29 protein-coding genes, 1 tRNA gene and 1 pseudogene are annotated in these 24,099 nt (G+C 55.2%); 8 read left to right on the forward strand and 23 right to left on the reverse strand.

Annotated elements, in window-relative coordinates:
* Nucleotides 1-14 precede the first annotated feature (14 nt).
* The 6 genes from ACDI13_RS15380 to ACDI13_RS15405 form a co-directional block, all read right to left on the reverse strand.
* Nucleotides 15-359 carry a multidrug efflux SMR transporter gene (locus tag ACDI13_RS15380; RefSeq protein WP_316990687.1) on the reverse strand — a complete coding sequence of 115 codons (345 nt, stop codon included), beginning with the start codon at nt 357-359 and terminating at the stop codon, nt 15-17.
* A gap of 6 nt (nt 360-365) precedes the next feature.
* Nucleotides 366-884: a DedA family protein gene (locus ACDI13_RS15385; protein ID WP_316990688.1), complete on the reverse strand. Its 519-nt coding sequence runs from the start codon at nt 882-884 to the stop codon at nt 366-368.
* 36 nt (nt 885-920) lie between these two features.
* A complete protein-coding gene (locus ACDI13_RS15390; RefSeq protein ID WP_316990689.1) occupies nt 921-1,391 on the reverse strand; it encodes a GNAT family N-acetyltransferase in 471 nt (156 codons plus the stop codon).
* Nucleotides 1,388-1,789 carry a YchJ family metal-binding protein gene (locus tag ACDI13_RS15395; protein WP_316990690.1) on the reverse strand — a complete coding sequence of 134 codons (402 nt, stop codon included), beginning with the start codon at nt 1,787-1,789 and terminating at the stop codon, nt 1,388-1,390. Before ACDI13_RS15395 ends, ACDI13_RS15390 begins: the two co-directional genes overlap by 4 nt.
* Before the next feature lie 306 nt (nt 1,790-2,095).
* Nucleotides 2,096-2,854, reverse strand: a complete 759-nt coding sequence (locus ACDI13_RS15400) for a M48 family metallopeptidase (RefSeq protein WP_316990691.1) — start codon at nt 2,852-2,854, stop codon at nt 2,096-2,098.
* Nucleotides 2,855-3,089: 235 nt separating this feature from the next.
* Nucleotides 3,090-3,168: transfer RNA gene (locus ACDI13_RS15405), tRNA-Ile, on the reverse strand.
* A gap of 481 nt (nt 3,169-3,649) precedes the next feature.
* Here ACDI13_RS15405 and ACDI13_RS15410 point away from each other — a divergent pair.
* On the forward strand, nt 3,650-3,916 hold the full coding sequence (locus ACDI13_RS15410; RefSeq protein ID WP_316990692.1) for a hypothetical protein: 267 nt from the start codon (nt 3,650-3,652) through the stop codon (nt 3,914-3,916).
* 34 nt (nt 3,917-3,950) lie between these two features.
* Here ACDI13_RS15410 and ACDI13_RS15415 read toward each other — a convergent pair whose 3' ends face one another.
* Nucleotides 3,951-4,430, reverse strand: coding sequence for a LexA family protein (locus ACDI13_RS15415; protein WP_372372507.1), 480 nt, complete (start codon nt 4,428-4,430; stop codon nt 3,951-3,953).
* A gap of 230 nt (nt 4,431-4,660) precedes the next feature.
* On the opposite strand from ACDI13_RS15415, the gene ACDI13_RS15420 reads away from it, so the two are divergent.
* Nucleotides 4,661-4,912: a hypothetical protein gene (locus tag ACDI13_RS15420; RefSeq protein WP_316990694.1), complete on the forward strand. Its 252-nt coding sequence runs from the start codon at nt 4,661-4,663 to the stop codon at nt 4,910-4,912.
* A gap of 285 nt (nt 4,913-5,197) precedes the next feature.
* Here the strand turns inward: ACDI13_RS15420 and ACDI13_RS15425 are convergent, their stop codons facing one another.
* Nucleotides 5,198-6,085 (reverse strand): LysR family transcriptional regulator, encoded by an 888-nt coding sequence (locus ACDI13_RS15425; protein WP_316990695.1) that lies wholly within the window; start codon nt 6,083-6,085, stop codon nt 5,198-5,200.
* Between the two features lie 121 nt (nt 6,086-6,206).
* On the opposite strand from ACDI13_RS15425, the gene ACDI13_RS15430 reads away from it, so the two are divergent.
* Both ACDI13_RS15430 and ACDI13_RS15435 read left to right on the forward strand, forming a co-directional pair.
* On the forward strand, nt 6,207-6,788 hold the full coding sequence (locus ACDI13_RS15430; protein ID WP_316990696.1) for an isochorismatase family protein: 582 nt from the start codon (nt 6,207-6,209) through the stop codon (nt 6,786-6,788).
* 157 nt (nt 6,789-6,945) lie between these two features.
* Nucleotides 6,946-7,281 carry a glutathione S-transferase family protein gene (locus ACDI13_RS15435; RefSeq protein ID WP_316990697.1) on the forward strand — a complete coding sequence of 112 codons (336 nt, stop codon included), beginning with the start codon at nt 6,946-6,948 and terminating at the stop codon, nt 7,279-7,281.
* A gap of 481 nt (nt 7,282-7,762) precedes the next feature.
* On the opposite strand, the gene ACDI13_RS15440 is transcribed toward ACDI13_RS15435, so the two are convergent.
* Complete coding sequence (locus ACDI13_RS15440) at nt 7,763-8,476, reverse strand: DUF4377 domain-containing protein (protein ID WP_372372508.1); 714 nt, start codon at nt 8,474-8,476, stop codon at nt 7,763-7,765.
* Between the two features lie 208 nt (nt 8,477-8,684).
* Entirely contained in the window at nt 8,685-9,392 is a 708-nt protein-coding gene (locus ACDI13_RS15445) for a tellurite resistance TerB family protein (RefSeq protein WP_316990699.1), read from the reverse strand.
* Nucleotides 9,393-9,608: 216 nt separating this feature from the next.
* Between ACDI13_RS15445 and ACDI13_RS15450 the strand changes: the two genes are divergently transcribed.
* Nucleotides 9,609-10,760, forward strand: a complete 1,152-nt coding sequence (locus ACDI13_RS15450; RefSeq protein ID WP_316990700.1) for an ABC transporter substrate-binding protein — start codon at nt 9,609-9,611, stop codon at nt 10,758-10,760.
* Nucleotides 10,761-10,848: 88 nt separating this feature from the next.
* On the opposite strand, the gene ACDI13_RS15455 is transcribed toward ACDI13_RS15450, so the two are convergent.
* The 4 genes from ACDI13_RS15455 to ACDI13_RS15470 form a co-directional block, all read right to left on the reverse strand.
* Nucleotides 10,849-11,160, reverse strand: a complete 312-nt coding sequence (locus tag ACDI13_RS15455; RefSeq protein WP_372372509.1) for a DUF3892 domain-containing protein — start codon at nt 11,158-11,160, stop codon at nt 10,849-10,851.
* A gap of 42 nt (nt 11,161-11,202) precedes the next feature.
* Complete coding sequence (locus tag ACDI13_RS15460; RefSeq protein WP_372372510.1) at nt 11,203-11,859, reverse strand: 3'-5' exonuclease; 657 nt, start codon at nt 11,857-11,859, stop codon at nt 11,203-11,205.
* Nucleotides 11,860-12,202: 343 nt separating this feature from the next.
* Complete coding sequence (locus ACDI13_RS15465; protein ID WP_316990702.1) at nt 12,203-13,651, reverse strand: diguanylate cyclase; 1,449 nt, start codon at nt 13,649-13,651, stop codon at nt 12,203-12,205.
* Nucleotides 13,652-13,832: 181 nt separating this feature from the next.
* A complete protein-coding gene (locus ACDI13_RS15470; RefSeq protein ID WP_316990703.1) occupies nt 13,833-14,099 on the reverse strand; it encodes a hypothetical protein in 267 nt (88 codons plus the stop codon).
* A 540-nt stretch (nt 14,100-14,639) separates the two neighbouring features.
* On the opposite strand from ACDI13_RS15470, the gene ACDI13_RS15475 reads away from it, so the two are divergent.
* A complete protein-coding gene (locus tag ACDI13_RS15475) occupies nt 14,640-15,509 on the forward strand; it encodes an MOSC N-terminal beta barrel domain-containing protein (protein WP_316990704.1) in 870 nt (289 codons plus the stop codon).
* 18 nt (nt 15,510-15,527) lie between these two features.
* On the opposite strand, the gene ACDI13_RS15480 is transcribed toward ACDI13_RS15475, so the two are convergent.
* Nucleotides 15,528-15,989, reverse strand: a complete 462-nt coding sequence (locus ACDI13_RS15480) for an Lrp/AsnC family transcriptional regulator (RefSeq protein WP_316990705.1) — start codon at nt 15,987-15,989, stop codon at nt 15,528-15,530.
* Between the two features lie 146 nt (nt 15,990-16,135).
* Here ACDI13_RS15480 and metC point away from each other — a divergent pair, with 146 nt between their 5' ends.
* A complete protein-coding gene (gene metC, locus ACDI13_RS15485; RefSeq protein WP_316990706.1) occupies nt 16,136-17,359 on the forward strand; it encodes a cystathionine beta-lyase in 1,224 nt (407 codons plus the stop codon).
* Here the strand turns inward: metC and ACDI13_RS15490 are convergent.
* From ACDI13_RS15490 to ACDI13_RS15505, 4 genes are all read right to left on the reverse strand, one after another.
* A complete protein-coding gene (locus ACDI13_RS15490) occupies nt 17,339-17,812 on the reverse strand; it encodes a hypothetical protein (RefSeq protein ID WP_316990707.1) in 474 nt (157 codons plus the stop codon). The two genes, metC and ACDI13_RS15490, sit on opposite strands and share 21 nt — an antisense overlap.
* A gap of 155 nt (nt 17,813-17,967) precedes the next feature.
* Nucleotides 17,968-18,381, reverse strand: a complete 414-nt coding sequence (locus ACDI13_RS15495) for an NUDIX domain-containing protein (RefSeq protein WP_316990708.1) — start codon at nt 18,379-18,381, stop codon at nt 17,968-17,970.
* Nucleotides 18,382-18,427: 46 nt separating this feature from the next.
* The gene (locus tag ACDI13_RS15500; RefSeq protein ID WP_316990709.1) at nt 18,428-18,817 is read right to left on the reverse strand and encodes a YbaN family protein; all 390 of its coding nucleotides are present in this window, start codon (nt 18,815-18,817) and stop codon (nt 18,428-18,430) included.
* Nucleotides 18,818-18,819: 2 nt separating this feature from the next.
* Nucleotides 18,820-19,410 carry a peroxidase-related enzyme gene (locus tag ACDI13_RS15505; protein WP_372372511.1) on the reverse strand — a complete coding sequence of 197 codons (591 nt, stop codon included), beginning with the start codon at nt 19,408-19,410 and terminating at the stop codon, nt 18,820-18,822.
* 177 nt (nt 19,411-19,587) lie between these two features.
* On the opposite strand from ACDI13_RS15505, the gene argG reads away from it, so the two are divergent.
* Nucleotides 19,588-20,922 (forward strand): argininosuccinate synthase, encoded by a 1,335-nt coding sequence (gene argG / locus ACDI13_RS15510; RefSeq protein ID WP_316989572.1) that lies wholly within the window; start codon nt 19,588-19,590, stop codon nt 20,920-20,922.
* 143 nt (nt 20,923-21,065) lie between these two features.
* On the opposite strand, the pseudogene ACDI13_RS15515 reads toward argG, so the two are convergent.
* The 4 genes and pseudogenes from ACDI13_RS15515 to ACDI13_RS15530 all read right to left on the reverse strand — a co-directional run.
* Nucleotides 21,066-21,209: pseudogene (locus ACDI13_RS15515) on the reverse strand (IS3 family transposase); the annotation flags it as partial.
* A gap of 85 nt (nt 21,210-21,294) precedes the next feature.
* Nucleotides 21,295-22,128, reverse strand: a complete 834-nt coding sequence (locus ACDI13_RS15520; RefSeq protein WP_316989573.1) for a phosphodiesterase — start codon at nt 22,126-22,128, stop codon at nt 21,295-21,297.
* A gap of 70 nt (nt 22,129-22,198) precedes the next feature.
* Complete coding sequence (locus ACDI13_RS15525; protein ID WP_316989574.1) at nt 22,199-23,290, reverse strand: ABC transporter ATP-binding protein; 1,092 nt, start codon at nt 23,288-23,290, stop codon at nt 22,199-22,201.
* Nucleotides 23,280-24,092: an ABC transporter permease gene (locus ACDI13_RS15530; protein ID WP_372372512.1), complete on the reverse strand. Its 813-nt coding sequence runs from the start codon at nt 24,090-24,092 to the stop codon at nt 23,280-23,282. The genes ACDI13_RS15525 and ACDI13_RS15530 overlap by 11 nt, the downstream gene beginning before the upstream one ends.
* Nucleotides 24,093-24,099 lie beyond the last annotated feature (7 nt).

Below are 24,099 nucleotides of genomic sequence, written 5' to 3' on the forward strand. Positions count from 1 at the left end.
GGTATTCACTAAAATCAGTGGCCAACGGCGTTAGAGAACAGATTCACAATCAGTACGCCCACCACAATAAAGGCGATACCAATCATAGCGGCCAAATCCAGTTTCTGCTTGAAAACCACCCAGCCGATGAGTGAGATCAGCACAATACCCACGCCACTCCAGATTGCATAGGCGACCCCAACGGGCATGACGCGCAAGCTAAGCGACAGAAAATAAAACGCACCTGCGTAAAACAGCACAGTCAATATGCTGGGCACCACAAGTGTGAACTGCGCAGAGCGTTGCAACAGGCTGGTGGCAATGATCTCGAAGAGAATCGCGATGAATAAATGTAGGTAGGCAAGGCTTACAGGAGTCATGGGAAATCAGGGTTGAAAACTGAACCAACCAGGCAGCAACAGGACGCTGGCCCATAAAGCGGCTGAGGCCCAGGAGGAGATATGAAAACTGAGAGGTGACATGGCGCAGGTGCCCGCAATCAAGGGAACCGTCGAGCGCAAGGGGCCAATAAAGCGACAGGCCACGATACTAAACCATCCCCAGCGAGCAAAAAACGCCTGGGCTTTCGCATACAGGTGCAAACGCTTGCGTGCCCACTCGAAGTGGAACAGGTTGCCGCCATAGCGTTGGCCCAGATAAAAGGAGATGGCATTGCCGATGCCCGCGCCCAGCGTGACGGCCAGCCAGACGGGCAACAAATCCATTTCGCCAGCGCCAACCAGCGCACCGACAGACAATAGAATAGCGGTACCCGGAATGATAAGTGCCAAAAAGGGCAGAGACTCAACCAGGCAAAGCGCAAATACGGCAGGGGTGACCCATTGAGGGTGCGCGCTGATCAGCGCCGTGGCTTGTTCGGCAAAATTGCTTAAAGTGCTTAGCATATCAACTAGAAGGATGGGACAGACAGGGGCTGTCCTTTAGTTCAGGGGGACACTCAGAATCAGGCGGTCTTTGTGCTGTAAACCGTCCTCAAACAGGGCCTTGTCGTAATGGTGCAGGAAGTAATCGGGTTCAAGCGCCACAACCCGAAAGCCGGCGCGTTGATAGAAAAACAGTGGGTAGCCTATTGTGCCGGTGCCAACATACAAGGTCTGCCCATCTTGCTCGCGCACATATTCAATGACGGCTGACAGCAGCTTGTGGCCCAGTCCCTGACCTTGATGCGAAGGTAGAACAGCCATGTTCATCAGCTCCCAATCCTGAGCCTTTCTGCGCTGCAAAATAGCCGCCGCCACAATTTCACCTTGATCCTTGATGCACCAGGCGTGCGGCGTGTCCCTGTAGCGTTCAATCAGATAAGTGCTAGGGTCGGCTTCCAGGAGCAAAGCCATAGGCAAGCTGGAGCCATGAATCTGTTGCGCCGGTTCCGCTTGACGGGGCTGGCTCATGAAAAATCTCCATCGACGTAAAACCACTGGCCTTGTTCAAGGACAAAACGGCTGATTTCATGCAGACGATTGGCCCGGCCCTGCAAGCGGTTGCGTGCCACAAATTCCACAATCGCCTCTGTGTCGGACACACGCTCATGACGTCGCACATCCAGGCCCAGCCATTGCAAACCCTGGGGATTGGGTTCCAGCGAATGGGGACGGGTGGAGCCATGCCAGGTGGCCAGAAGGTAGTCCAGATCATCACGCACAAACGCGCAGTAACGAGAACGCATCAAGGTGACGGCATCGGGAGCTTGCAAGTATTGGGGACCTTGATGCCACGGGCCGCAACAGGCCTCGTAGGTGTTGGAGTTGCCGCAGGGGCAGAAAGGTTTTGAAGAGGGAGACTTTTTCAAGAGCGTCACTGCCAAGACCAAAGAATGGCACAAGCATACCTGAAAGCAGGCACGGGTTTATGGCGTCCCCCGCGACGAAAAGTAACTTTTTCAAGGCGGTGACTTCGCATGCCTGGGGTGTGCGAGGTAGTACGGGTACTGAAGCTATGTGATTGGTATTGCTGACCACCGAAAAGTTCCTGGCTGCTTCTGTGGCGGCGACGTTGTGATTCTTCAAACCTGGGTGCTAGCCTTGGTGCGCACCATAAAAAACCCGCCCGCAAAGCGGACGGGTGACAGGCATGCTCCTGGCGGCGTTGAACTGGCTTACTTAGCCGCGTCGATACGCTGCTGCATACGCTGGGCGCGTTCCTTGGAACCGGGGTGCGAGCTCATTACGCTGCTCTCGCCACCGTCCAGGGTGGCCAGTTTTTCAAAGGCAGAGACCAGGCCTTGTGTCTTGAGCTTGCGTTCGGTCAGCAGGTCAAAGGCGTAGTCGTCAGCAGCGGACTCTTGCGATTGCGAGAACTGAGCGTTCAGGAATGCTTCAGACAGCTCACCCAATTGGCTGGAGTTCAGTTGAGTCACCACGCTGTTGCCGGTAGCGGCAGCGGCGTCACGAGCGGCGGATAGACCGTAGGCAGTTTGCATCGCTTTCTTGCTGTGGCCCAGTTCAACGTGACCCATTTCGTGACCGATCACGCCACGCAATTCGTCGTCGTTCATTTTGTCCATCAGACCAGCATAAACACGGATACAACCGTTAGCCATCGCCCAGGCGTTGACTTCCTGAGTCTGGTACACCTTGAAGTTTGGTGTTTGGCCATTCAACTGTTTCGTCAATGGTTTCACGATACGTTGCAGGCGTTTGTTGTACTTGCTGTTGGCGCTGGCCACTTTGTTTTCAGCGTCCATTTGCTTGCAGGATTGATCAGACAGAGCGACCACTTCCTGATCCGACAAACTGAGCGCCTGAACCGCCTTGCTGCCAGCACCCACCAAGCCACCCACATCCATCGTCTGACAACCTGCAGTCAGGCCAGCGATGGCCAGCACGGCAGCCAATCCACCCATACGAAAAGTCATGAACTTCCCCTTCTGCTTATATAAAGAGAAGCGATTTTAATGATTCGACAGCTAAGGGTCCGGATATAAAACAATATTTAACAATTGTTGCTGCTGTCCCTGTGTCTAGATAAAAGACCTAGGCGGGTGTTATATCGACACTGGTCAGCGAAACGGCTAGGGCGGGCTAAGCGCCAGACAACAAAAAAGCCACCGCATCGGGTGGCTCTAATGTCCTGATTTAACAGGGATATTTTGGTGCCCCCCCCGTGAGTCGAACACGGCACCAACGGATTATGAGTCCGCTGCTCTAACCAAGCATGAGCTAGAGGGGCGACAAGTCCGCAATTATTACATAAAGTCCATATTTATGCCTAGCGCCATGGGAAGAGTGAATGAGTGCTGAGCCTCTGAGCGGCGATCAATATGTGCTCGCGCTTGGTTGCATCTTGTTGTTCATCTTTGGAGCACAATGTACGCGTTTGAACTCCAGGCAATAATGATGAAAACACTTCTTTTAGCCCTGACCCTGACGTCTATTTTTTCTGCCTGTGCGGTCCATACCCCTAGAGGTTCAGTCATTGTGGATCCGGATGGGGACGGTGGATATGGTCAGCGGCACTGTCCTCCGGGCCAGGCAAAAAAGGGCCATTGCTAAGCAAGCTGTTCGGTCGGCATTTTTTTGGTGTTGGTGGCGTTTGCTAGCTGTGCCAGGGACGAGCTTGAGGTCCCGATAGTCTTGCCATAAAAAGAGCGTTGAAAAATACGTTTTGTTGGCGCTTTGCTGTAACGGTAGTTTTTATCTTGGATGATGTCATGCGAATCTTCATGTTTGTTCCCGCTTTCTTGTTAGCCGCTTGTCAAACAACGACGCCCACTGAAGCAGTCGGCAGTGAGGCCTGGTTAGAGCAGGTGGATCGCCAGTTGGCGGTTTCAGATGGCCAAGGGCATGGCCCTGACTTCGGCTCACAGGAGTGGTGCAATGTGGTTCATTTCCGTTTGTACGGTCAAGCCGCTGTACAGCCTGTACCTTGCGATCAGGCCTGGATGGAGAAGGTTGATCAGGAAATGAAAAAACGTTAAGTGGCGCCTGCCGATCTGTCGCGCGGCCAGTCGTTTACGAACGCCGGTAGTATTTCCGGTGTTCCACCATGGTGCCGATAATTTCAATGGCATGCTGGTCGCTGCGAATGGAAGGGTAGTCCTCGTTCAGCGGCACCAGCTCAAAAATCTCTTGACCACCTTCATCAATGCACAAGAGGCGGTATTTTTTGAAGGTGGCTTCTTCTTCGCTGTTCTTGGCGACTACATAATCACCCGGACGAGGCGTGAGCTCGCAATCGACAATAATCCGGTCGCCTTCCTTGAAATCCGGCAACATGGAATCGCCCTTGATCTGCAAGGCAAAGGAACGCTCGGACAGACACAGGTCCGTCAGCAGATATTCCACTTCTTCAAACGTGAAGTTCTGACCAGGATCCCGAAACACGCCGGCCTGCACATTGGAATCAAAACTGTGCTTGGCCCCAAAGCCATAGCCTTGCTGATCCAGGCTATGGGCCTCCAGACCCACTTCTTTTTCTATCGCTCGCGCCACTCGTTCGCCAATGCTGCGCCCGCCGTTATAGGTGGATGACAGGTACTGGGCCAACTGTGCCCGTGTGCGCCCAACAGAGCGCGCAAAGTCAGCCGCGTTGCCGCTTGTCAGACAGGCCGTGCCGCAGAGCCAAACCCTTGTCCGATCGACTTTTCGCCTGGATATGTCATCTTGTCGCCAAAGCCGGCAGAAACTGGGAGCCCAGCTCGTGTGGGCTCTGGAGCGTGCCGATGAGCAATATGCCGCGGTTTCGTGCCCACACTGAGATGGTGGACGACGAGAAGTTGCGTCTGCTGGCTTTTGAGGACAGATGGCACTATGTGGCCTTGCTCTGCCTGAAGGGGCAGGGCGTGATCGCCAGCGAGCTGCGCAACGTGGTCGGCCTGTGCGCAGAACGATATACAGAAATGGCAAGCATTGCTGACCGATACCGGGGCGCTTTAAGCGGTTTGCAGGACTATGTGGTTGAGCTGAGGAAGTAGGGGCTACCGCTCAGGGTTGTTTGCAGAGCACCACGACGGTCACGTTCAAACAGGATGTGCCGACAGTAGCGTAGCAGGCCACTTTTGTTCTGTGTCCAGAGTGGCAGGCTAAGATTCTTACCATTTTGATTCTGATGCTGCCGATCAACCGTTTACCGTGCGGTGCAGCGACGTATGCGCCCCTGGGCTGGAGGAGGGTAGCGTGGTGCTGTTTGATGTGTTGTTCGACAAAAGTGGCGCGTTACGTCAAGTGCCGTATAAAGGTCTTTGAAAAAAGTGTACGCATCACGCCGAAGGCTGTGATAGATGCTCCTTCAGGTATTCGATGAAGTGCTGGGTTTTCGCAGGTAGCAGTCGTGTCTCAGTGAGAGCATGCACCGCGATAGGGGGAGCCTGCCAATCGGTCAGTATTCGTCGTAGGTGTTGCGCCGCAGGCGCTGCCTGCACCGCCTCCTGGGCGAGCATGGCGATGCCTAGTCCTTCGGCCGCCAGGCACTGCATCATGCCGACGTTGTTGAGGTGGAAGCGACCTGTCACGGCAACTTCTTGGCTAGCGCCCTCGCTGAGCAAGGTCCAGCGGGACTGGTTAGGAAAGAGTAGGCATACATGTTGTGACAGGTCATTTGGCTCTTGAGGTTCTCCGTGGGTATCGAGGTACTGCGGTGACGCGTACAGATAGCGCGGTACCTCCGCGATCTTGCGGCTGACAAGGCGCGAATCCGGCAGTTCACCCATGCGTATTGCTACATCGAAGGGCTCGGCTGTGAGATCGACCCGGCGCGGCGAGAGATCAAACTCGAACTCGATCTGGGGGTAACGCCGGCAGAACGCTGGCAGGCACCGGGCCAGGAACACGGTGGCGAAGTCGACAGGCAGTGAGACCCGTAGCATGCCTTGCGGGCACGATACCAAGTCGTCAAGCTGTTCGTGCGCCAGCCGCGCCTCTTCGACGATGCGTCGGCTTCGCTCGAAATAAATTTGACCGGCCTCGGTCAGTTCTATGCGGCGTGTCGTGCGATGCAACAGGCGCAGGCCGATCACCTTCTCAAGTGCCAGAATCCTGCGCGACAGGGTTGAGCTTGGCATGCCCAGCGCCTCGGCAGCGCGGCGAAAACTCCGGGCACGAGCCACTTCGACGAATAGGCTCATATCTCTCAAGGGGTCGGTTTTCATTGTTCCAAAAATGGCATTCTTAATTCATATTTTCTCTATTTACACCAAATATGATCCAGTGGATAGTACGGGCATAGCACGGGTGGCCTTTTTGTCTCTCATGTGACTTTGGAGAATAACAATGACTGATACTGCATCCTGGCGAGACGCCGCTGTCCTGCTTATCGACCATCAGGTGGGGACGATGAGTTGGGTGAAGTCGATTCCTTTCGCGGAAATGAAACGCAACGCGCTGATGTTGGCCAAAACTGCGAGCATCCTGAAGCTGCCCGTGGTCTTGACCTCAAGCATGGAAGACCACGCGCAGGGGCCGTTGCTCAATGAGCTTGAAACGATCCTGCCGGAGACGTTCAGATCACGCATCCAACGTGCTGGCATTGTCAACGCCATGCACGACGAACAGTTCGCGGAAGCGGTCAGGGCGACGGGATGCAAGACGTTCATCGTGGCCGGCGTCACGAATGACGTGTGTACGGTTTTCCCTGTTCTGAGCTTGCTCGAACAGGGCCATGAAGTGCTGGTTGCGGCCGACGCAGGGGGCTCGCCAGGCAAGATCGCGGACGATCTCGCGCTTGAGCGGATGGCGCGAGCGGGTGCTACTGTGTTGGGCACTAACCAGTTGCTAGCAGGGTTAGCCAGGGACTGGTCAACGCCGGAAGGCAGCCAGCTTGTCGTCGTGCTCAGTGAGTCCTTGCAGGCATGAGTGCCGGCAAGCAGGGCGGCGCAAGGAGGTTGCAGAATCGCCAAATGAAACTTTACTACGCCCCAGGTACTTGCGCCGTTGCGTGCTGGATCGCGTTGGAATGGTGTGGCGCTGAGTTCAAGGTGATGCCCAGGGTCGTTTTGAGTTCGCCGAGATCATGGCTTTCCTGACTGGGGATTTCCATCCAGCGTTCTGGCCTTTATTTACGCCTCATCGCTACACGATCAACCAAACGCCTCAGGCGCTTGACGATGTCCGCGCCGCCGCGCACGCGCGCATCGATCGTGTGATGCAGCATCTTGACCGGCTGATCGGTCAGGGTCACCACGTTTACCGTGAGCGCCGTACTGTCGCCGACGCTTATGCCTTCGTTATGACGCGGTGGACGGGCTTACTGCCCAAAACCTGGAAGGACTATCCGAACGTGTCGCGTTTCTATGCTCGCATGGAGCAGGAACCAACGGTACAGGACGTGTTGCGTCGCTCGGCATGAACGACACGAGTGCAGTTGGCCTGTGACATATCTTCGTCCTGCGCACGAGAGACTGCGGGCTCTGTGTCGCGTCACAGCGCCGAGCCCGTCATGAAACCCGTTGGCGTGTGAGGCAGATACTCTATGACCGACGCTAGAGAGGTGCCTGGCTAGAGTTCTCGTCAAACAAAAAAAAGCCTCGCATATTGCAAGGCTTGAAGCCGGATAAATAGGGAGGTGGAAAAGCTTATCCGGTATTTCCATACTACGGATGAGTAGATTTGTTGGCTAGGTTCAATGCATAGCAGTGCGTAACTATTTGTGGCTCCCTGGTGGCGGTTTCTTATCCGGTTGTGGCAGTTTGAAATAGGGAGATTTTTGTCTAAGCCTAATAAAAATCCACCCTGAAATAAATTACCCCCAAGATGGCCGTGAGCCAGCCTTGGGGGTATTTGATTCGGCCATTCGCGAAGACAGCACTCAGATAGGGTAGCTGCCTGACTTATTTGCCGACTTGTTCCGATTCCACCACCATGTCCAGCACGTCGGCCTGGGAAGAGGCGTCAGCAGGGACGTTTTTCAGTTTGTAGCGGTTGATACGCAGCACGTTACGAACGCCTGGGGTGTGGGTGTAGCCTTCGATGTCACCGTAGTAGTACATCCATTCGCCCAGGTGGGTTTTGACACCCGAGTCGTTGTACTGGATTTCACGGACTTTCAGGCACTGGTAGTTGGGCATGAGAGGGTGCGAGCAGGCTTCGCGCTGCGCCGCAACTTCCAGAAACACCCGGGTGGGTTCGCTGCCATAACGGGTCGTAGCGGTCGGCTCTCCTTTCAGGCGCCATTGGGTGCCGTCCTTGAAGCTCAGGGTCAGGACCGGAGCGGGGTTGTCCGGTGCAGAGTCGGCCTTGGCCATGCTCCATGTCGTTGCTGTAGGCAGCAGTTTGCCCACGGCCTGTTCGTTGCGCATCAGTTCGGGGTCCGCGCACATTTTCATGGTGCTGACCGGCGAGGTGAAGGTGATTTTGGTGCCCTTGACGGTGTAGCCACTACCCAGGACGTTACACAGATTGTCGACCGACATCATTTTGTCGGTGAAATTCAGGGTGACTTGCTCGCCGCCCGCGCCTGGAATGGCGGGGGCTGGCTGGCCGTCTTTGCTTGTTGTGGCAAACAGGCGCCAGTGATAAGCCTGCAAAGAGGTTTCTTTATCCATATGGCTTTCGGAATCAGCGGGGCTGGATGAGTGGTTTGGGGCCGCGCAGGCGGCCAGACCCATTAGTGCGATTGAAGCAATTGTTAATTTGAAGGTGCTTTTCATGGGTGGTTTCCTTGTTGAGTCCTTGGTTTGCCTTGTGTGGCGACTTTGAGGAAAACAAACACGTTCTGCTGAAGGAACTGAATGAAGCAGTTGCCAGCCAGATTTAGTTTGTTGTTAAAGCCTGTACCTGATTATCCAGGCTTTTACGCAAAGAGTCTGGCAAGGATAGTAAACGTGCCAGTTCATCAAGGTAGGCACGTTCCATATAACTTTGCTCGTCAATGGCAAGCACGCTGGTCAAGTAAATTTCAGCAGCCATCTCGGGGGTTTGAGCCAGTTGGGCGACCGTCTGCGGGTCTACCGGCTTGAGCAGTTCCTGGGACAACCAGTGGCGTGCCTGTTCGGGGGCGGCCATTTTATTGATTTCGGCGTCGATCAGTTCGCGCTCGGCATCGCCGATGTGACCATCTGCCTTGGCTGCCGAGACCAGAGCGGCCAGGATGACCATGGCATGTGTATCGGCCTGGCTGCTGGCAGCCAAAGGCAGTGGGGCGGGAGGGACGGCTTGCACCGCAGTGGGGGCGGCTTGTTGGCCTGCATTTTGTTCTTGCCAGTTCTGGTACACCTTGACGGCCAGGGCTCCCAGGGCAGCGGCTCCCCCATAGGCGGCCATGGAGCCTCCCATTTTGCGGAATTTCTTGTTGCCTAGCAGTACGCCCAGAACGCCGCCTACCACGGCCCCACCACCAAAACCACCCGCTTGTTCACTGATTTTTTTACCCAGGCCGGAGGTCGTTGATTGGCCTTGGCCTTGTTTCAGGGCGCTTTGGCCGCTTTGCAGAATTTGTTGCAACATTTGCTGAAGTGACATGGATTCGCTCTATAAGGTAAGGGGGTAAACAGTAGCTTCGTTATAAACTACTTTATTGGGCGTGCCCGCGTACAATTGTAAGCAGACCTGCCGGGGAAAGTCGCCTGAGAAGGCGGATATGGCATGGGGAATTGGGTATCTTATGTCCAGATCAATCCATATAGGCGCGGTTGCGCTGATATCAAGGGGGGAAGGGCTTAACTGGCTCTGCATATTATGAAATTGACTCGAACTGCTTTTGCTTTATCCGTTGTTTTGGCCACTTTGGCCGCACCGGCCCAATCACAAGTCAAAATCGGCGTGATCGCCTCGGCAACTGGGCCAACGGCGGTGGTTGGCTTGCCGCAGCGCAATACAGTGCCCCTCTTGCCGACCAAGGTCGGAGATCTGAGCGTTGAGTACATCTCCATGGATGATGCCAGTGATCCGAACCAGACCGTCACGCTGTTCAAGAAAATGATTTCCGAGGACAAGATCGATGCCTTGATCGGACCTACCGGCTCGCCTAATGCGATGGGCTTGATTCAGTTTGCGGCTGATTCGGGTACACCGGTGCTGGCGCCGGTGGGGGCAGCATCGGTTGTATTACCCATGACCGAGCAAAAAAAATGGGTGTTCAAGACTACTCAGAACGACGACATTATTGCTCAGGCCCTGGTCAAGCATATGGTTGACAATGGCGTGAAGACGGCCGGTTTTATAGGGTTCAACGATGCCTATGGTGAGAGCTGGTTGAATGTGTTCAAAAACCTGGCTGACGCAAACAATATCAAGATTGTGGCTACCGAACGTTATGTACGTTCGGACACATCGGTAACGGGGCAGGCCTTGAAAGTTTACGCCGCTAAACCGGATGTGGTTCTGGTCGCGGGTACGGGCGCGGCTGCGGTGTTGCCGCAAGTCACGTTGGTCAAGCAAGGCTACAAAGGGCAGATTTATCAAACGCACGGTGCCGCTTTGCCCGCGTTCTTGAGTCTGGGTGGCGAGCAAGTAGAGGGGACGATTCTGGCTGCCAGCCTGATGCTGGTACTGCCCGAAATTGCAGACAGTAATCCCGCCAAGCCTATCGCTCAGGATTACATCCAACGTTACACCGAGCGTTATGGCCAGGCCCCCGCTACCTTTGGTGCTAACGTGTATGACGCTGGTCTGTTACTGGAAAAGGCTATTCCTGAGGCGGCCGATAAAGCCAAGCCGGGTACACCTGAGTTTCGTTCTGCCTTGCGTGATGCGCTGGAGCAAACCCGCGACTTGGTGGCAACCCAAGGTGTCTATACCATGTCGCCTGAGGACCATAGCGGCTTTGACGAGCGTGGTCGTGAGTTGATTACCGTGCGTAACGGCCAATGGCACTTGCTCAAACCTTAAGCGGGCTTTAAGGCAGACATGAAAAACGCGGCGTCAAGCCGCGTTTTTTGTGTTCCCCAAAGCTGTGAAGAAAAGCTCAGGCTGCGGGTCAAGCAGCCTGGCTGGGGAGGCTGAGCAAAATGTGAGGTTCTTCAACTTCAAGCTCAGTTTTCAGGTACTTGGCACCAAAACGGCTGAGCGCCACGGTCAGTTTGGCGGGAATGCCATCCAGAAGAATGTAGTAATCTTCCTGGCCCTGCTCAATTTGCTGGACAACATCGGGTTGAGAGCGTTGCCAGCCCGCACCTCCAAGATGGGTAATTCGTTCGTAAGGGTCCCGACGCATATCTTTCGTGACGTATGCAACCTCGATCATTTGCCACCTCATGAAGTTCTTGTTGGGATCTTCATCATTGGGCATAAGGAGGCTGACAGCCATTAGGGATTTTACGAATCTTGAGGTTTAGACCTTCAAAGCCTTGATCAGATAGGGGTCCAGGTCTGGTTGGCGCAGCAGCCAGTTCTTGTAGTCCTGTGGCACATCGGCAATGGCCATGCCCTTGTGTTTGCCAAAATGCAAAACGGTGGGAATGCGGGCGTGCTCGGACAACTGCCACAGCTGTTCCCAGGTGTTGATGTTTTGTGTCAGGCCCAGCAAATACTGCAAAAGCGACAGGCAATTGCGCACGTCGGCCAGGGCGCTGTGCGCATGGCGCAGACGCTCGCGCGCGTTAGCGCGATCAATGTGATAAATCAACGCAGATTGGCTGTAGCTGTCCAGGCCTGGAATCAAGTGGCGGGACAAAGCCAGGGTACAGATACGTTTGATATTGGGCGAGCCGGCCACACCCCAGTCATAGTCCACATTGTGGCCGATGATGTATTGGGTGTCGGCAGGCAGCTTGAATTCGGTGTGCGACGGGCAGTCTTGCAGCTCTTCGTCGTAAATATGGTGAGTGGCCAGGGCGCCCAGTGTATTGGCTTCATCGGGCCGGTAGCGTTGCTCAAACTCTTCATTGATCAGCAAAAATACCGGGTCGCTCAAGCGCAACCAAGCGGCCTCGATGACTTGAGGCTGGGCAGTGCCAGTGGTTTCAGTATCAAACAGCAGGGCAGACATACGAGAATCGCTAACAGACAAAGCCGTCATGGTAGTGCATGTGCCAGGCTTTGCCTATACAGGCTTGAGGCGAAATCCCTCAGGAACCCCCCAGCGATTGGTGCGTAGCAGCCAGTGAGTCTGACAGGTCTGACAACGATACTGTGTTTCATGGGCTCCATCAGGAGATGGGGGGTGTTGTCCCAGTAAGCGCAAATCGGCATGCGCTTGGCTAGTACTGACACCCTGTGGCAAAGCCAAACATGCTGGGCATAAGGGCGAGCCGTAAACTGACGCCATATCACCGCTCCCTGATGTTTTGTTTCGTATTGATACATCAGTATCGGTTTGCTTACGGATAGCGTCAAGTCTCTGTCTTGGGGGCAGGAAAATGATAGGAGTAACTTTGATCCCGGCCTGCGCGTTTTGCCTCGTACAAGGCTGTATCGGCCTGGCGTAGCAAGGCGTGCAGATCCAGGGTTGAGGGTTCCAAAGTGGCAACCCCCAGGCTGGCAGTCATGGTCAACTGCTGCTCGTTGTCCAGGGAAAAGGGCAGCAGGGAAATGCTTTTACGGACTCGCTCAGCAACAGCATGTGCCTGCTGCGCACTGCAATCGGGCAATAAAATCCCAAATTCCTCGCCGCCCAGTCGGCCGCATACATCGGTATCGCGCAACGCCAGTGAAATACGCTGGGTGATGGCACTCAAGGCCAGGTCACCAACATGGTGGCCGTGGGTGTCGTTAATGGGTTTGAAGTGGTCTATGTCCAGAACGATGACGCTGACGGGAACGTGTTTCAGACGGCATTGAGTCAGTATGGCCTGGCTTTGCTGATAGAAAGCCTGTTTGTTGAGCAGGCCGGTCAGGGCATCGTGGTGGGCAAGCCGCTGCAGCTTTTCAACCGCCAGATTGCGGGCTGACATCAGGCTGGCACTGGTGATTGATGCCAATGCAATGGACGCAATGCCGATGCGTAGCGACAGTAGCTCTAGCGAGGTATGAAGCTGGCTGGGCAGGAAGTTCGTGGGCGGGTTCAGGGCAAACAGGGTCCAGAGTACATAGAACAGAGTCAGTAAGGTCGTAGAAAAAAGCGAGTAGCTCAGCGCACACCACAATAAAGGTAGAACGGGGAAGGCCAGCGAGCCGGGGCCGTCTATGAGCAGACTTAACAAGCAAGCCAATAACAAGGACAGAGCAGGCGCCAGTTGGGCCAGGCTCATCAGGTGTGGCTCGTTCCAGTACTCCAGAAAACGCCGCCAAGGGCGAGCGGGGGCAGTCAGGATGACGGGCACGATCGTGCTATAGGAAATCAAGCTAGTCAGCATCCAGGACAGAATAGCCAAGGGCAGATCCTGATGGGTATGCAAGTAGAGAGCAAAACCACCCAGAAAGCCTGATAAAACACAGCCCAGGCCGTAGTAGCCAGCCAGCGTTAACATCGCTTGGGGACGACGCAGAGAAAGATCCAGTTGGTGATTACGGGTAATCAGCCAATACGCCAGACCAACACTGCTGACATTGGCCAGGGTCAATAGCAGCGCAATAGGCAGGGGGGTGTTGGCAATGAGCCCGGCACTGACATAGGCCAGTGCAATCAGTAGCCAGTTAAGTTTTTGGCTGGCCCAGTCTGGGCGGCGGATAAACAGACCCAGAAGCACAGCTTCAGTAGGCCAGAAAATGGTCAGTGCATCGGAATGATGCAGCCTGACACCCAGCAGGGTCAGAAGGAGGACCAGACTGAACAGGAAAAAACGGGAGAGATAGGAATAGCGCCGTAGCGGGCGCAAGCAGAAAGCCTGCTTTGGTTTCATATCCGTTGCCATAGGAGCGCACGCTCAACGTGGACGCTTTACAGCGTCGGATAAGTTCTAAGCCGCTACTATTTTAAAATGAAAGCAAAAATGACCATTACAAATTGTAATTATGAGTTATGAAATGAGACTAATGCGGGGATTGCTGCTAGCACCCCGCATTAAATTGAGTGGTTCCTTCTTAATTCAGAGCGGGCAAGGGGTGGCGAGAAGCCACATGATGTACGTCTTGCAGGCGGAAACGAAACCGCACGTTGGCATCTTGACTCTGGGCGTCGGCCGTGTAGGTCGTGCAGCCGTGTACGGGCGAGCTGAAGATCACGGTACCGGCCATACGTGGGCCGTTTTTAGGTTGTAGATACACCGTATCGCCAATGCGAATATCGGTTTTGTTCAAGGCAATATGCTCAGGGCGCGAAATCAAACCGGTTGGATAGATATTTTTCATGTTTTTTTCCTTATCGTGTGGCGTCATTACATCGTTTTTTTATTGAGATTTGATGACACCATGATGGACCGGACTCCACACGGAGGCCAGGCCATTGCTGTTTCAGTGTAGAACCTCGCTGACTGGGGGGAAACCTCAGACAAACGTGCTCTGTGGCAGCATGGACAGCGCCTTATCGGTTTGCCAAGCACATGGACGGAGCGAGTCCGCTACGATGCAAAAATAAGTCTGGATGTGGCTGTCGTCGCCGTGGTGAATGAATACCCGCATGTTTGGGGACATGCCAGAAGGCTAAAACGCCTTGAAGTGGCTACATTCAAAAAAGTTGATCGCACGTTTTTAATGTAATGGATGTGTTGGTGCAATCAATTAAACATTAAGCCATGATTTTGCTGTGTTGTCAAGCTCGTGAGCGGAATAATTTTCCAGAGCCGACGTTTCTGGTCCACGTCTTCGCAATCCGTCGTCACAGCAGGAGCGGTCTAGTGGTCAGGCTGTTTTAGAATAAGTCTCTTATCTTGCCTTTTGCTATTGCGACTCATGATTACCATCACCGGCTTGTTCACTCACCCCATCAAATCCTGTGCCGCCCAGGCGCATCCGCAAGGCGTTGAGGTCAGCGTTGCGGGCCTGGCCCACGACCGCGAGTGGGTCGTTGTTGACCAGCAGGGCGTATTCATGACGCAGCGTCGTTGGCCACGTATGTCCTTGATTCGGCCATGGGTGCAGGATGGGCAGATTACCGTTCAAGCGCCCGGTATGGAGCCGTTGAGCTGGTCTTTGGAGGCACCCATAGGGGAGAACATCGCCGTGTCGGTGCGTATCTGGAGTTCAGACACCTTGGGTCGGGACGAGGGGGATCAGGTCGCACAATGGTTCAGTGATTTTTTGCAAACCCCTTGTCGGGTACTGCGTAACCATAGTCGTGCCCGCCGCTATGTTCTGACTGAGCGGGTACGCCCTTGGGAAGAAAAGTCTCAGGGCTGGCGCCAGATCGGTGATCAGCTAAACGGTTTTGGTTTTGCTGACGCCTTGCCTTTTTTGTTTACGAATGAGGCGTCTCTGGAAGAGTTGAATCGTCTGGTTGTGCAGTCCGGGGAGCAAGCGGTGCCCATGGATCGTTTCCGTGCCAATGTCGTTTTCACGGGCTTGCCAGCCTATGAGGAGGACTACGCTCTGGGTGTGAGCAGCGAGGGTCTGAGTTTTGCGTTTGTTCGTCAGTGCACCCGTTGCCCTATGCCTAATGTCAACCAGCGAACGGCCGAGGTGGGCACGCAGCCCGGTCTGGCCTTGGCGCAAAGCCGCCAGTTTGCACAAGGAACCTTGTTTGGCATGCAGGCCATGCTGGTTGAATCCAAGTCCCAAATGCTGACAATTGGCCAGACTTTGGACGTGGAATACAGTTTTTAAGCATTAACCGGCGTTGAATCAGGCGTAGTCCAGAGGCAGGCGGGTGGTGAACTTGATCTGCTCCATGGCGAAACTGGAGCTGACATCGGTCAGCTCTATTTCTGAGATCAGGCGCTGGTAAACACGGTCAAAGCTCTTGATGTCAGGCACCACCACGCGCAGCAAGTAATCGGTATCGCCACTCATGCGATAGAACTCCACAATTTGTGGAATCGCCTCCACCACGGCTGAAAACTCGCTGTACCACTGCTTGTTGTGCTGATTGGTCTTGATGGCGACAAACACGGTCACGCCCACATTCAGCTTTTCTGAACTGAGTAAAGCCACTCGCTTTTCGATATACCCTTCCTGTTCCAGGCGCTGTATACGTCGCCAGCAGGGCGTGCTGGACAAACCCACCCGGTCGGCAATGTCCTGGATGGCCAAGGTGGCATCGTTTTGGAGGATCTCCAGAATGTGCTTGTCGAACTTATCCAACATAAAAATAATTTCCCAATAATCATGCTGATCGTAGGTTTTTATTCTCTGAATTCTGCCTTCCATAGCGTAAAAACGCAATAATTGCCCCTGGGCTCTTGCGTAGACTGTTTCCATTCATCTTTGGCGATCACGATCAGGAATACAGCATGCAGGACTGCGATTATCAAAATACCCGTTTAACGCATTTGGGCCGGGACACCAGCGTGTCGGCTGGCTTTGTGAATGTACCGGTTTGTCGAGGCTCGACTATTTTGGCCGACAACCTGGAGCAATGGGCGCAGCGCAAGGAGCCTGACAATCCCTATGCCTCTTATGGCCGCTTTACCAACCCGACTTTGCAAACCTTGACGCAGGCTGTGGCCGAGCTGGAAGGCGGCTTTCAGGCCAGCCTGTTTCCGTCTGGCTTGGCGGCGTGTACGCATGCTTTGTTGGGCATGCTGGAAGTGGGGGATCATTTGCTGTTACCCGATTCGGTCTATGGCCCGGTACGTGCGTTTGCACAGCAGGTGCTGGCTAGCCGCATGGGTATTCAGGTCCAGTTTTACGAGCCGTCTTTGGGGGAGGGGATAGCCAGTCTGATTCGTCCCAATACCAAGGTGGTGTACGTAGAGTCGCCCGGTTCGGCCACCTTTGAGATCCAGGATATTCCAGCCATTGCGCGCTGTGCGCATGCGGTTGGGGCGTATCTGCTTCTGGATAATACCTGGGCTACTCCCTTGTTTTTTAAGCCGTTTGAGCATGGTGTAGATGTGTCTATCCACGCTGCCACCAAGTACTTGACGGGGCATTCCGATGCCTTGCTGGGCATTGCCACGGCGAACGAACGCGCCTGGCCTTTGCTGCGTCGGGCTGCGCATGATTTTGGTCAGACAGCCGGGCCTGACGACGCTTTTTTGGCACTGCGTGGCATGCGTACCCTGGGAGTGCGTTTACGTCAGCACCAGTCCAGTGCCTTGCAGATTGCCCGTTTTCTGGAACATCATCCGCAGGTACAACAGGTTTTGCATCCGGCGCTGGAGTCTCATCCCGGTCATGTGATCTGGAAGCGGGATTTTACCGGTTCTACTGGCTTGTTTGGTGTGGTTCTGGAGCCATTGAGCCAAGCGCAGTTATCCCTGTTTTTCAAGACATTGCGCTTGTTTGGTATCGGTCTGTCCTGGGGTGGGTTCGAGAGCTTGGCTTTGCCCATGGATATGCCTAAACGCAATGGGAAAGCCTTATTCGGAGAAGGGCAGTTATTGCGTTTGCATGTGGGGCTGGAAGAGCCCCAGCATTTGCAGCAAGATTTGGCGCAGGCTTTGGATGCGGCCTATGCCCTCAGCACGTTCAGAAATACAAATGGACTGCGCCTAGTTGCCCAACAGGCTTAATTGCTGGTTTTCTTGTCGGGCGATCAGACGGCGCGTCTGTTCTTCGTTGATGTCCAGGCTGGGATCATCCAAAGAAGGTTGAGCGGGGCTGGAGATGCGTTCTGCAATCCGGTTCCAGCGCAACCCCAGTTTGCTGGGCTTGGCCGGGCGACGACGGCTGCGCGGGGCGGTCTCATGTTGGTCAGGCGAGTATTGGGTCAGGTCGAATTGGCCCGTGACAATTCCGACTTGCTTGAGCAGGACCATGGCCTGCAAGGGGCTTTTGAAACTGCGTGGATCTTTGCTGCGGGCGGTAACCAGCACAGCCTGGCCAGCGCGGGTAGCCACCTGCACAAAAAAATGATTGCCTTGCCCTTTGATAGACACACCTAAAATTCCCCCGGCCTGCGTGGCGGCACGCAGTTGCTGCAGGGTAAAGGTGACGATTGCGCCTTGACAGGGCAAAGAGGACATAAATTAGTGCTCAATAAAGAAAGCCCGCCGTTGCGGGCTGGTCGGGCAAACAGCGGTGTCCCCTGGAGGGGCTCAAGGGCGACATTATGCCAAAAAATAGACGGTTCGTGGCTTGGATGGCACAAGACGGAAGGAAGTCTTGTGTGGGCAGAACCTCAGGCAGCAGCCTGCGCGCACAGACGCGGCAGAATATGATTAGCCAGCAAAGGGGCTAGCGTCAGAGAGCGAATTTCCTGCGGGCTGACCCAGCGGGCCTCTTCCAGCTCGGCGGCGGCCTGGAGGTCACGGTCTACTGTCAAGGTAAACACATGGGCATGAACCACGTGGCCAGGTTCATTGGCGGCGGGGCTTTCAAAGTACGCTTCGTAGCGGGCAGAGGCGGTTTCTTCCGCTTTCAGGCCCAGCTCCTCGTCCAGTTCGCGTTGTAGGGCTTGAAGGGGTGTTTCTCCTGCTTCCAGCTTGCCGCCGGCCTGCATGTAGTAGGCGCTGCCATGTTTGCGGACCAGAAGGATTTGGCCTTCAGAGTTGGTGATGTAGGCGGCAGCCAGCAAGATGACAGGGTTGGACATAGGTTTCCAAGCTAAAAAGGGGCAAACCAGGATCGGTTCAAGCAGGCTATTTTTGCACAGGCTCAGAAGGAGTGTCATCCAGGGTTTTGGCGCGCAGCAAATAACGGGTGGCGAAAATACCCGGAATCAGTAGCCCCAATCGATACCAGCCCAGGTGACTGGTCAGCCAGGCCGAGGCGGCCAGCGACAGCCACAACATGATCAGCGCCCGACGTTTGGCCTTGCGGGTCAAGCCTTGGCCGTTTTCCCAGTTACGCAAGTAGGGACCCAGATGGCGTTGATCCAGCAGCCATTGATGAAAGCGGGGGGAGCTACGGGAAAAGCACCACGCCGCCAGCAGGACAAAGGGCGTGGTGGGCAGCAAGGGTAAAACAGCGCCGGCAATGGCCAGCGCCACACATATCCACCCGGCAAACATCAGGGCGTAACGCATCATGTTTAGCGGGGAACGCGTCCCAGCATGTAGAACTCGTCATTGCAGCGCATGGACATGAAGTTGGCCATGCGGTTGCTCAAACCAAAAAAGGCGCTGATGCCAGCAATGTCCCAGGCGTCCTCGTCGCTGAAACCGTGTTCGTGCAAAGCCTGGAAATCGGCGTCGTCAATCTCCTGGGCGTTTTGCGAGACTTTCATGGCAAAGGCCAACATGGCTTTTTGGCGCGCAGGAATATCGGCCTTGCGCCAATTGACGGCAACCTGGTCGGCGACCAGTGTGTTTTTGGCGCGGATGCGCAAGATGGCACCGTGGGCAATGACGCAGTAATGACACTGATTGGCGGCGGAAGTCGCCACCACGATCATTTCCCGATCGGCTTGGCTCAAACCACTGGGCTTTTCCATCAGCGCGTCGTGATAGGCAAAAAAGGCACGAAATTCGTCAGGGCGGTGTGCCAGAGCAAGAAACACATTCGGGATAAAACCGGATTTTTCCTGCACGGCTTCAATACGACTGCGAATATCCTCGGGCATGTCGGCCAGGGTAGGGACGGGATAACGGCTGATAGCGGGTTGAGCGTGGGTCTCGGGCATGGCTTGTCTCCAGGTGAAAATGGATGTTCTAGTGCATCGGGTAATGAAATCCAGCTACGCAAAGGTGTCCAGGGTCGGTCAAGACGATATAATGACATATTGATCCTGCCGCGGGCATGGCTCTGCTATGGAGTCTTACGGGCGGAACTGTACTTGCACACCACTACTGACGCGATAATGACAACCATCCTTGAATCTCTTCCAGTCGGCCAGAAGGTCGGCATTGCTTTTTCCGGTGGCCTGGACACCAGCGCCGCACTTTTGTGGATGCGCAATAAGGGGGCAATCCCTTACGCATACACCGCGAACCTGGGTCAGCCTGATGAACCCGATTACGATGCCATTCCCCGCAAGGCTACGGAATACGGCGCCACGCTGGCCCGTCTGGTTGATTGCCGTCAGCAATTGGTGGCTGAAGGGATCGCTGCCTTGCAGTGCAACGCTTTTCACATCACCACCGGCGGTGTTACTTACTTCAACACCACGCCGATTGGCCGTGCCGTGACTGGCACCATGCTGGTTGCTGCCATGAAAGAAGATGACGTTCATATCTGGGGCGACGGCAGCACTTACAAGGGCAATGACATCGAGCGTTTCTACCGCTACGGTCTGTTGACCAACCCGGAATTGAAGATCTACAAGCCTTGGCTCGATCAGACCTTCATCGACGAGCTGGGTGGCCGTGCCGAGATGTCCGAGTACATGCAGGAAAACGGCTTCGACTACAAAATGTCAGCCGAAAAAGCCTATTCCACCGACTCCAATATGCTGGGTGCCACGCACGAAGCCAAGGATCTGGAATACCTGAACGCCGGCATCAATATCGTCAAACCCATCATGGGCGTGGCCTTCTGGCGTGACGATGTGGCCGTGGCCGCTGAAGAAGTGCGTGTGCGCTTCGAGGAAGGTCAGCCTGTCGCCCTGAACGGCGTGGAATTTTCCGACCCTGTGGAACTGATGCTGGAAGCCAACCGCATTGGTGGCCGTCATGGTCTGGGCATGAGCGACCAGATCGAAAACCGCATCATCGAAGCCAAGAGCCGTGGCATTTACGAAGCCCCTGGCATGGCCTTGCTGCACATTGCTTACGAGCGTCTGGTTACCGGCATCCACAACGAAGACACGATTGAACAGTACCGCATCAACGGTCTGCGTTTGGGCCGTCTGTTGTACCAAGGCCGCTGGTTCGACCCACAAGCCATCATGCTGCGTGAAACCGCCCAGCGTTGGGTGGCTCGTGCCGTGACGGGTGAAGTCACTTTGGAACTGCGCCGTGGTAACGATTACTCCATTCTGGATACTGTCTCGCCTAACCTGACCTACAAGGCCGAGCGTCTGAGCATGGAAAAAGTGGACAGCATGTTCTCGCCACGCGACCGTATCGGTCAACTGACCATGCGCAATCTGGACATCGTGGACACACGCGACAAGCTGTTTACCTACACCCAGGCTGGCCTGTTGGCTCCTGCCGCCGGTTCGGCTGTGCCTCAGTTGAAAGACAGCAAAAAGTAAGACATACGGTCTGGAACTCTAGCAGCCTCTGAACGGGGGCTCTGCCGGTTTTAAGCAGACGTATAAAAACGCCCCGATGCCTGATTCCACAGGTGAACTGACCCCAAGAAGTTGGACAGTTTAGGAAGCGAGGGGTCGAAGGCCTGGGTCCGGTACTGAATTGGACTCAGGCCTTTTAGCTTGAGCTTGATACGTCCGTAATTGTAGTAATAGATGTACGGCTGTGTCGCTGCTTGTCGGTGCTCGATGCTCTCGAAGCGGCTCAGGTGGAAGCACTCTGCCTTGAGCGAGCGAGGAGGCAGAAGCCGACTTGCTATTTGGCTGGACGACACTGTCAGGTCAAGCTGCGCTCAGAGCGCGTCCTGCATCGAGTCAGTCGATGAGTTTCCCGCTTGGTTCATGGAAAGCGAAGGGGCCATCGAACTGACCGACGGTGGCCGTGTGGGTGACGATCTGGCCAACGCTGTCCAGAGCATGAATCGCGTAGCCAGGCGGCTCCAGCGTCCAGGCCGAGGCAGCATCCTCATCCAGATCCAGACAGACCTGGTGGGCCACAGAGGGAGCCGTGCTGGCAATGGTTCCGCCAAAGCGGATCTGTATATTGCGATGCAAATGTCCGCTGATCACTCGTTCCACATTGCCGTGCTGACGCACAATCGCCTCCAGTTGTTTTGCCCCTTCCAGCAGGCCAATCTTGTCCATATGGCCGATCAGGGTGTTGAAAGGGGGGTGATGCAAGGCAATGATGGTGGGGCGCTTGGGCTGTGCGCTCAGTTCGGCTGCCAGCCAGTCCAGTTGCTCCTGGTCCAGACTACCCGCACTGGCACCCGCGACGGCACTGTCCAGGGCCAATAGTCTTAACTCACCGATATCCACACCGTAGCAGACGGGGCCAGCCTTGCCCAAGTAAGCATGTTCGGGAAAGCTTGCGCGTAATTGCTGTCGATCGTCATGGTTGCCGGGCAGCAGGTACACCGGAATCGTTCCCAGGGGGGCAAGCAAGCGGCGCAAGTGGGCATATTCCTGCGGTCTGCCAAAATCAGTCAGGTCACCTGTCAGCACGATCGCATCTGGCTTTTGGGGCAGGGTCAGAGCGTGCTCTATGGCCTGTTTCAGATAGGGGGCGGTATTCAGGCGTCCATAGGCCAGCCTGCCTTCTTCCCGGATATGCGGGTCTGTCATTTGAATCAATAGTGTTTGCAGCATCTTTTTCCGCGCCGCCCTGGGTGGCGCGCTTCCTGTATCAAAGGTTCGGTGGGGAAGATAAATGGCTTGTTCAGGAATATGGGTGATTGGAGGCATCCTGTGAAAGTGGCGCGGTGCCCGGCATCAGCTTGATGGGATCGATCCGAATGCCTACGATACTGCCTACCACCGCCGTGTGATCTCGATCAACGTCGGCAATCATGTCTGTCTGGCCTTCTACGCTGAGTGTCAGTTGCACTTTTCCTCCCATAAAACTGCGTTGACGCACCCGTGCCTGCGCCCAGCCTATGGGTCTGCTCACGGAAACGTCAATGTCTTCTGGCCGGACCAGTAACTGATCGGTGCCCTGCAAGGTTTCGGGGCAGGGCAGGCATAGATTAGCCAGTTGAATGTTCTTGTTCAGCAGGTTTTGTGCTGTACGTTGCAATACATTCACACGCCCCAAAAAGGTTGCGACAAAAGGGTGGGCCGGGTTGCGGTACAGGCTTTCTCCGTCACCGGTTTGAACGATACGGCCCTCGTGCATGACGGCCAGCCGGTCGGCAATGGCAAAGGCTTCCTGCTGATCGTGGGTCACATGAATGGCCGTGATACGCAGGCGTCGCAGCAACTCGGCCAGTTCGTCGCGCAAGGAGATTTTCAGCTTGGCATCCAGGGCGGCCAAGGGTTCGTCCAATAGCAGGACGCGGGGCTGATTGGCAATGGCGCGTGCGATAGCAACACGTTGTCGTTGGCCTCCGGACAGGGCAGAGGGCAGACGTTTTTCCAGGCCATTCAGACGCATCAGATCGACCAGTTCGCCGACCCGTTGCTGACGTAGGGTTTGCGCCATGCCCTTGATTTTGGGGCCATAAGCGATATTGGCTTCTACTGTCATCGTGGGGAACAGGGCATAGTGTTGAAACACCATGCCTACCTCACGCTTTTCAATCGGCAAATGGGTGACGTCTTGTTCGTCGAACAGAATGCGGCTGCCGGCATCCGGCATTTCCAGACCGGCGATCAATCGCAGCAAGGTGGTCTTGCCGCAACCTGAAGGCCCGAGCAAGGCCATGACTTCGCCGGGGGCAATGTCCAGCGTGCTGGGGTGCAATCCTCGTGTGCCATCCGCATAGGTTTTGGCGCATTGTTCGATGCGCACCGGGACGTGTTTAGTTTCCATCGTGTTTCTCCAGCAAGCGCGCCAAGGTCTGCAGCCCCCAGAGTACGGGCAAGATGACGAGCATGAAAATCAGGGTATAGGCCGAGCCCACTTCGATACGCATCGACGCATAGCTGTCGGCTAGCCCCACAGGTAGGGTGCGGGTCAGTGGTGTATGCAGCATCCAGGTCAGGTTGAACTCGCCCAGGGACAAGGTGAACACCATCAGGCTGCCCGCCACAATCGCAGGCAGGATGGCAGGCAGCAAGATGCCGAGAAAGATTTGGCCAAAGCTGGCCCCCAGGGATCGGGCGGCTTCTTCCAGATCAATCAGGCTGCGTTTTTGCAGGGCCGCACTGGTGGTGCGCACCATAAAGGGCAGGGTGAATACAATGTGACCCACCAAAATGAACCAGAAGCTTTGGCGAAAACCTTGCAAGGAGCCATAAGCCAGCAGCAGGGCCAACGCCGAGGCCATACCAGGAACGGCGACTGGCAAGGTCAGCAGTTCCTCAAAGGCTCGGGCCAGGCGCGAGCGACTGCGAGCCAATGCGTAGGCACAGGGCACGCCAAGCACAATGACAGCCAGTACGCAGAGCAAGGCTAGTTGCAGTGATAGCCAGACGGTACCGCCGTAGTTCACCCAGACTTGTTCCAGCCATTTCAGGGTCAGTCCACTTTTCAGGCCCAATCGATAGTTGTTGACCAGGCCCGCCATCACGGAAATCAAGATGGGTCCCAGCAGAAATAAAATCGTTAGACCTGTGACGGCCAGTAGCAAAGGAGCAGGGCGATTCATACCGCCAGAAGATGTCTGCTTCATGGAACCC

Source organism: Alcaligenes faecalis (assembly GCF_041521385.1).
Classification (GTDB): domain Bacteria; phylum Pseudomonadota; class Gammaproteobacteria; order Burkholderiales; family Burkholderiaceae_B; genus Alcaligenes; species Alcaligenes faecalis_E.

Excerpts from the sequence above, each read along its gene's own strand:
- metC (WP_316990706.1), top strand. The coding sequence starts at position 16,136 with ATGCAGGACTGCGATTATCAAAATACCCGTTTAACGCATTTGGGCCGG.
- ACDI13_RS15465 (WP_316990702.1), bottom strand. The coding sequence starts at position 13,651 with ATGAAACCAAAGCAGGCTTTCTGCTTGCGCCCGCTACGGCGCTATTCC.
- ACDI13_RS15450 (WP_316990700.1), top strand. The coding sequence starts at position 9,609 with ATGAAATTGACTCGAACTGCTTTTGCTTTATCCGTTGTTTTGGCCACT.
- ACDI13_RS15495 (WP_316990708.1), bottom strand. The coding sequence starts at position 18,381 with ATGTCCAACCCTGTCATCTTGCTGGCTGCCGCCTACATCACCAACTCT.
- ACDI13_RS15470 (WP_316990703.1), bottom strand. The coding sequence starts at position 14,099 with ATGAAAAATATCTATCCAACCGGTTTGATTTCGCGCCCTGAGCATATT.
- ACDI13_RS15490 (WP_316990707.1), bottom strand. The coding sequence starts at position 17,812 with ATGTCCTCTTTGCCCTGTCAAGGCGCAATCGTCACCTTTACCCTGCAG.
- ACDI13_RS15460 (WP_372372510.1), bottom strand. The coding sequence starts at position 11,859 with ATGTCTGCCCTGCTGTTTGATACTGAAACCACTGGCACTGCCCAGCCT.
- ACDI13_RS15410 (WP_316990692.1), top strand. The coding sequence starts at position 3,650 with ATGCGAATCTTCATGTTTGTTCCCGCTTTCTTGTTAGCCGCTTGTCAA.
- ACDI13_RS15505 (WP_372372511.1), bottom strand. The coding sequence starts at position 19,410 with ATGCCCGAGACCCACGCTCAACCCGCTATCAGCCGTTATCCCGTCCCT.
- ACDI13_RS15430 (WP_316990696.1), top strand. The coding sequence starts at position 6,207 with ATGACTGATACTGCATCCTGGCGAGACGCCGCTGTCCTGCTTATCGAC.
- ACDI13_RS15380 (WP_316990687.1), bottom strand. The coding sequence starts at position 359 with ATGACTCCTGTAAGCCTTGCCTACCTACATTTATTCATCGCGATTCTC.
- ACDI13_RS15435 (WP_316990697.1), top strand. The coding sequence starts at position 6,946 with ATGGCTTTCCTGACTGGGGATTTCCATCCAGCGTTCTGGCCTTTATTT.
- ACDI13_RS15500 (WP_316990709.1), bottom strand. The coding sequence starts at position 18,817 with ATGATGCGTTACGCCCTGATGTTTGCCGGGTGGATATGTGTGGCGCTG.
- ACDI13_RS15480 (WP_316990705.1), bottom strand. The coding sequence starts at position 15,989 with ATGTTGGATAAGTTCGACAAGCACATTCTGGAGATCCTCCAAAACGAT.
- ACDI13_RS15445 (WP_316990699.1), bottom strand. The coding sequence starts at position 9,392 with ATGTCACTTCAGCAAATGTTGCAACAAATTCTGCAAAGCGGCCAAAGC.
- ACDI13_RS15390 (WP_316990689.1), bottom strand. The coding sequence starts at position 1,391 with ATGAGCCAGCCCCGTCAAGCGGAACCGGCGCAACAGATTCATGGCTCC.
- ACDI13_RS15475 (WP_316990704.1), top strand. The coding sequence starts at position 14,640 with ATGATTACCATCACCGGCTTGTTCACTCACCCCATCAAATCCTGTGCC.
- ACDI13_RS15420 (WP_316990694.1), top strand. The coding sequence starts at position 4,661 with ATGAGCAATATGCCGCGGTTTCGTGCCCACACTGAGATGGTGGACGAC.
- ACDI13_RS15525 (WP_316989574.1), bottom strand. The coding sequence starts at position 23,290 with ATGGAAACTAAACACGTCCCGGTGCGCATCGAACAATGCGCCAAAACC.
- argG (WP_316989572.1), top strand. The coding sequence starts at position 19,588 with ATGACAACCATCCTTGAATCTCTTCCAGTCGGCCAGAAGGTCGGCATT.
- ACDI13_RS15400 (WP_316990691.1), bottom strand. The coding sequence starts at position 2,854 with ATGACTTTTCGTATGGGTGGATTGGCTGCCGTGCTGGCCATCGCTGGC.
- ACDI13_RS15385 (WP_316990688.1), bottom strand. The coding sequence starts at position 884 with ATGCTAAGCACTTTAAGCAATTTTGCCGAACAAGCCACGGCGCTGATC.
- ACDI13_RS15440 (WP_372372508.1), bottom strand. The coding sequence starts at position 8,476 with ATGGATAAAGAAACCTCTTTGCAGGCTTATCACTGGCGCCTGTTTGCC.
- ACDI13_RS15455 (WP_372372509.1), bottom strand. The coding sequence starts at position 11,160 with ATGCCCAATGATGAAGATCCCAACAAGAACTTCATGAGGTGGCAAATG.
- ACDI13_RS15530 (WP_372372512.1), bottom strand. The coding sequence starts at position 24,092 with ATGAAGCAGACATCTTCTGGCGGTATGAATCGCCCTGCTCCTTTGCTA.
- ACDI13_RS15425 (WP_316990695.1), bottom strand. The coding sequence starts at position 6,085 with ATGAAAACCGACCCCTTGAGAGATATGAGCCTATTCGTCGAAGTGGCT.
- ACDI13_RS15520 (WP_316989573.1), bottom strand. The coding sequence starts at position 22,128 with ATGCTGCAAACACTATTGATTCAAATGACAGACCCGCATATCCGGGAA.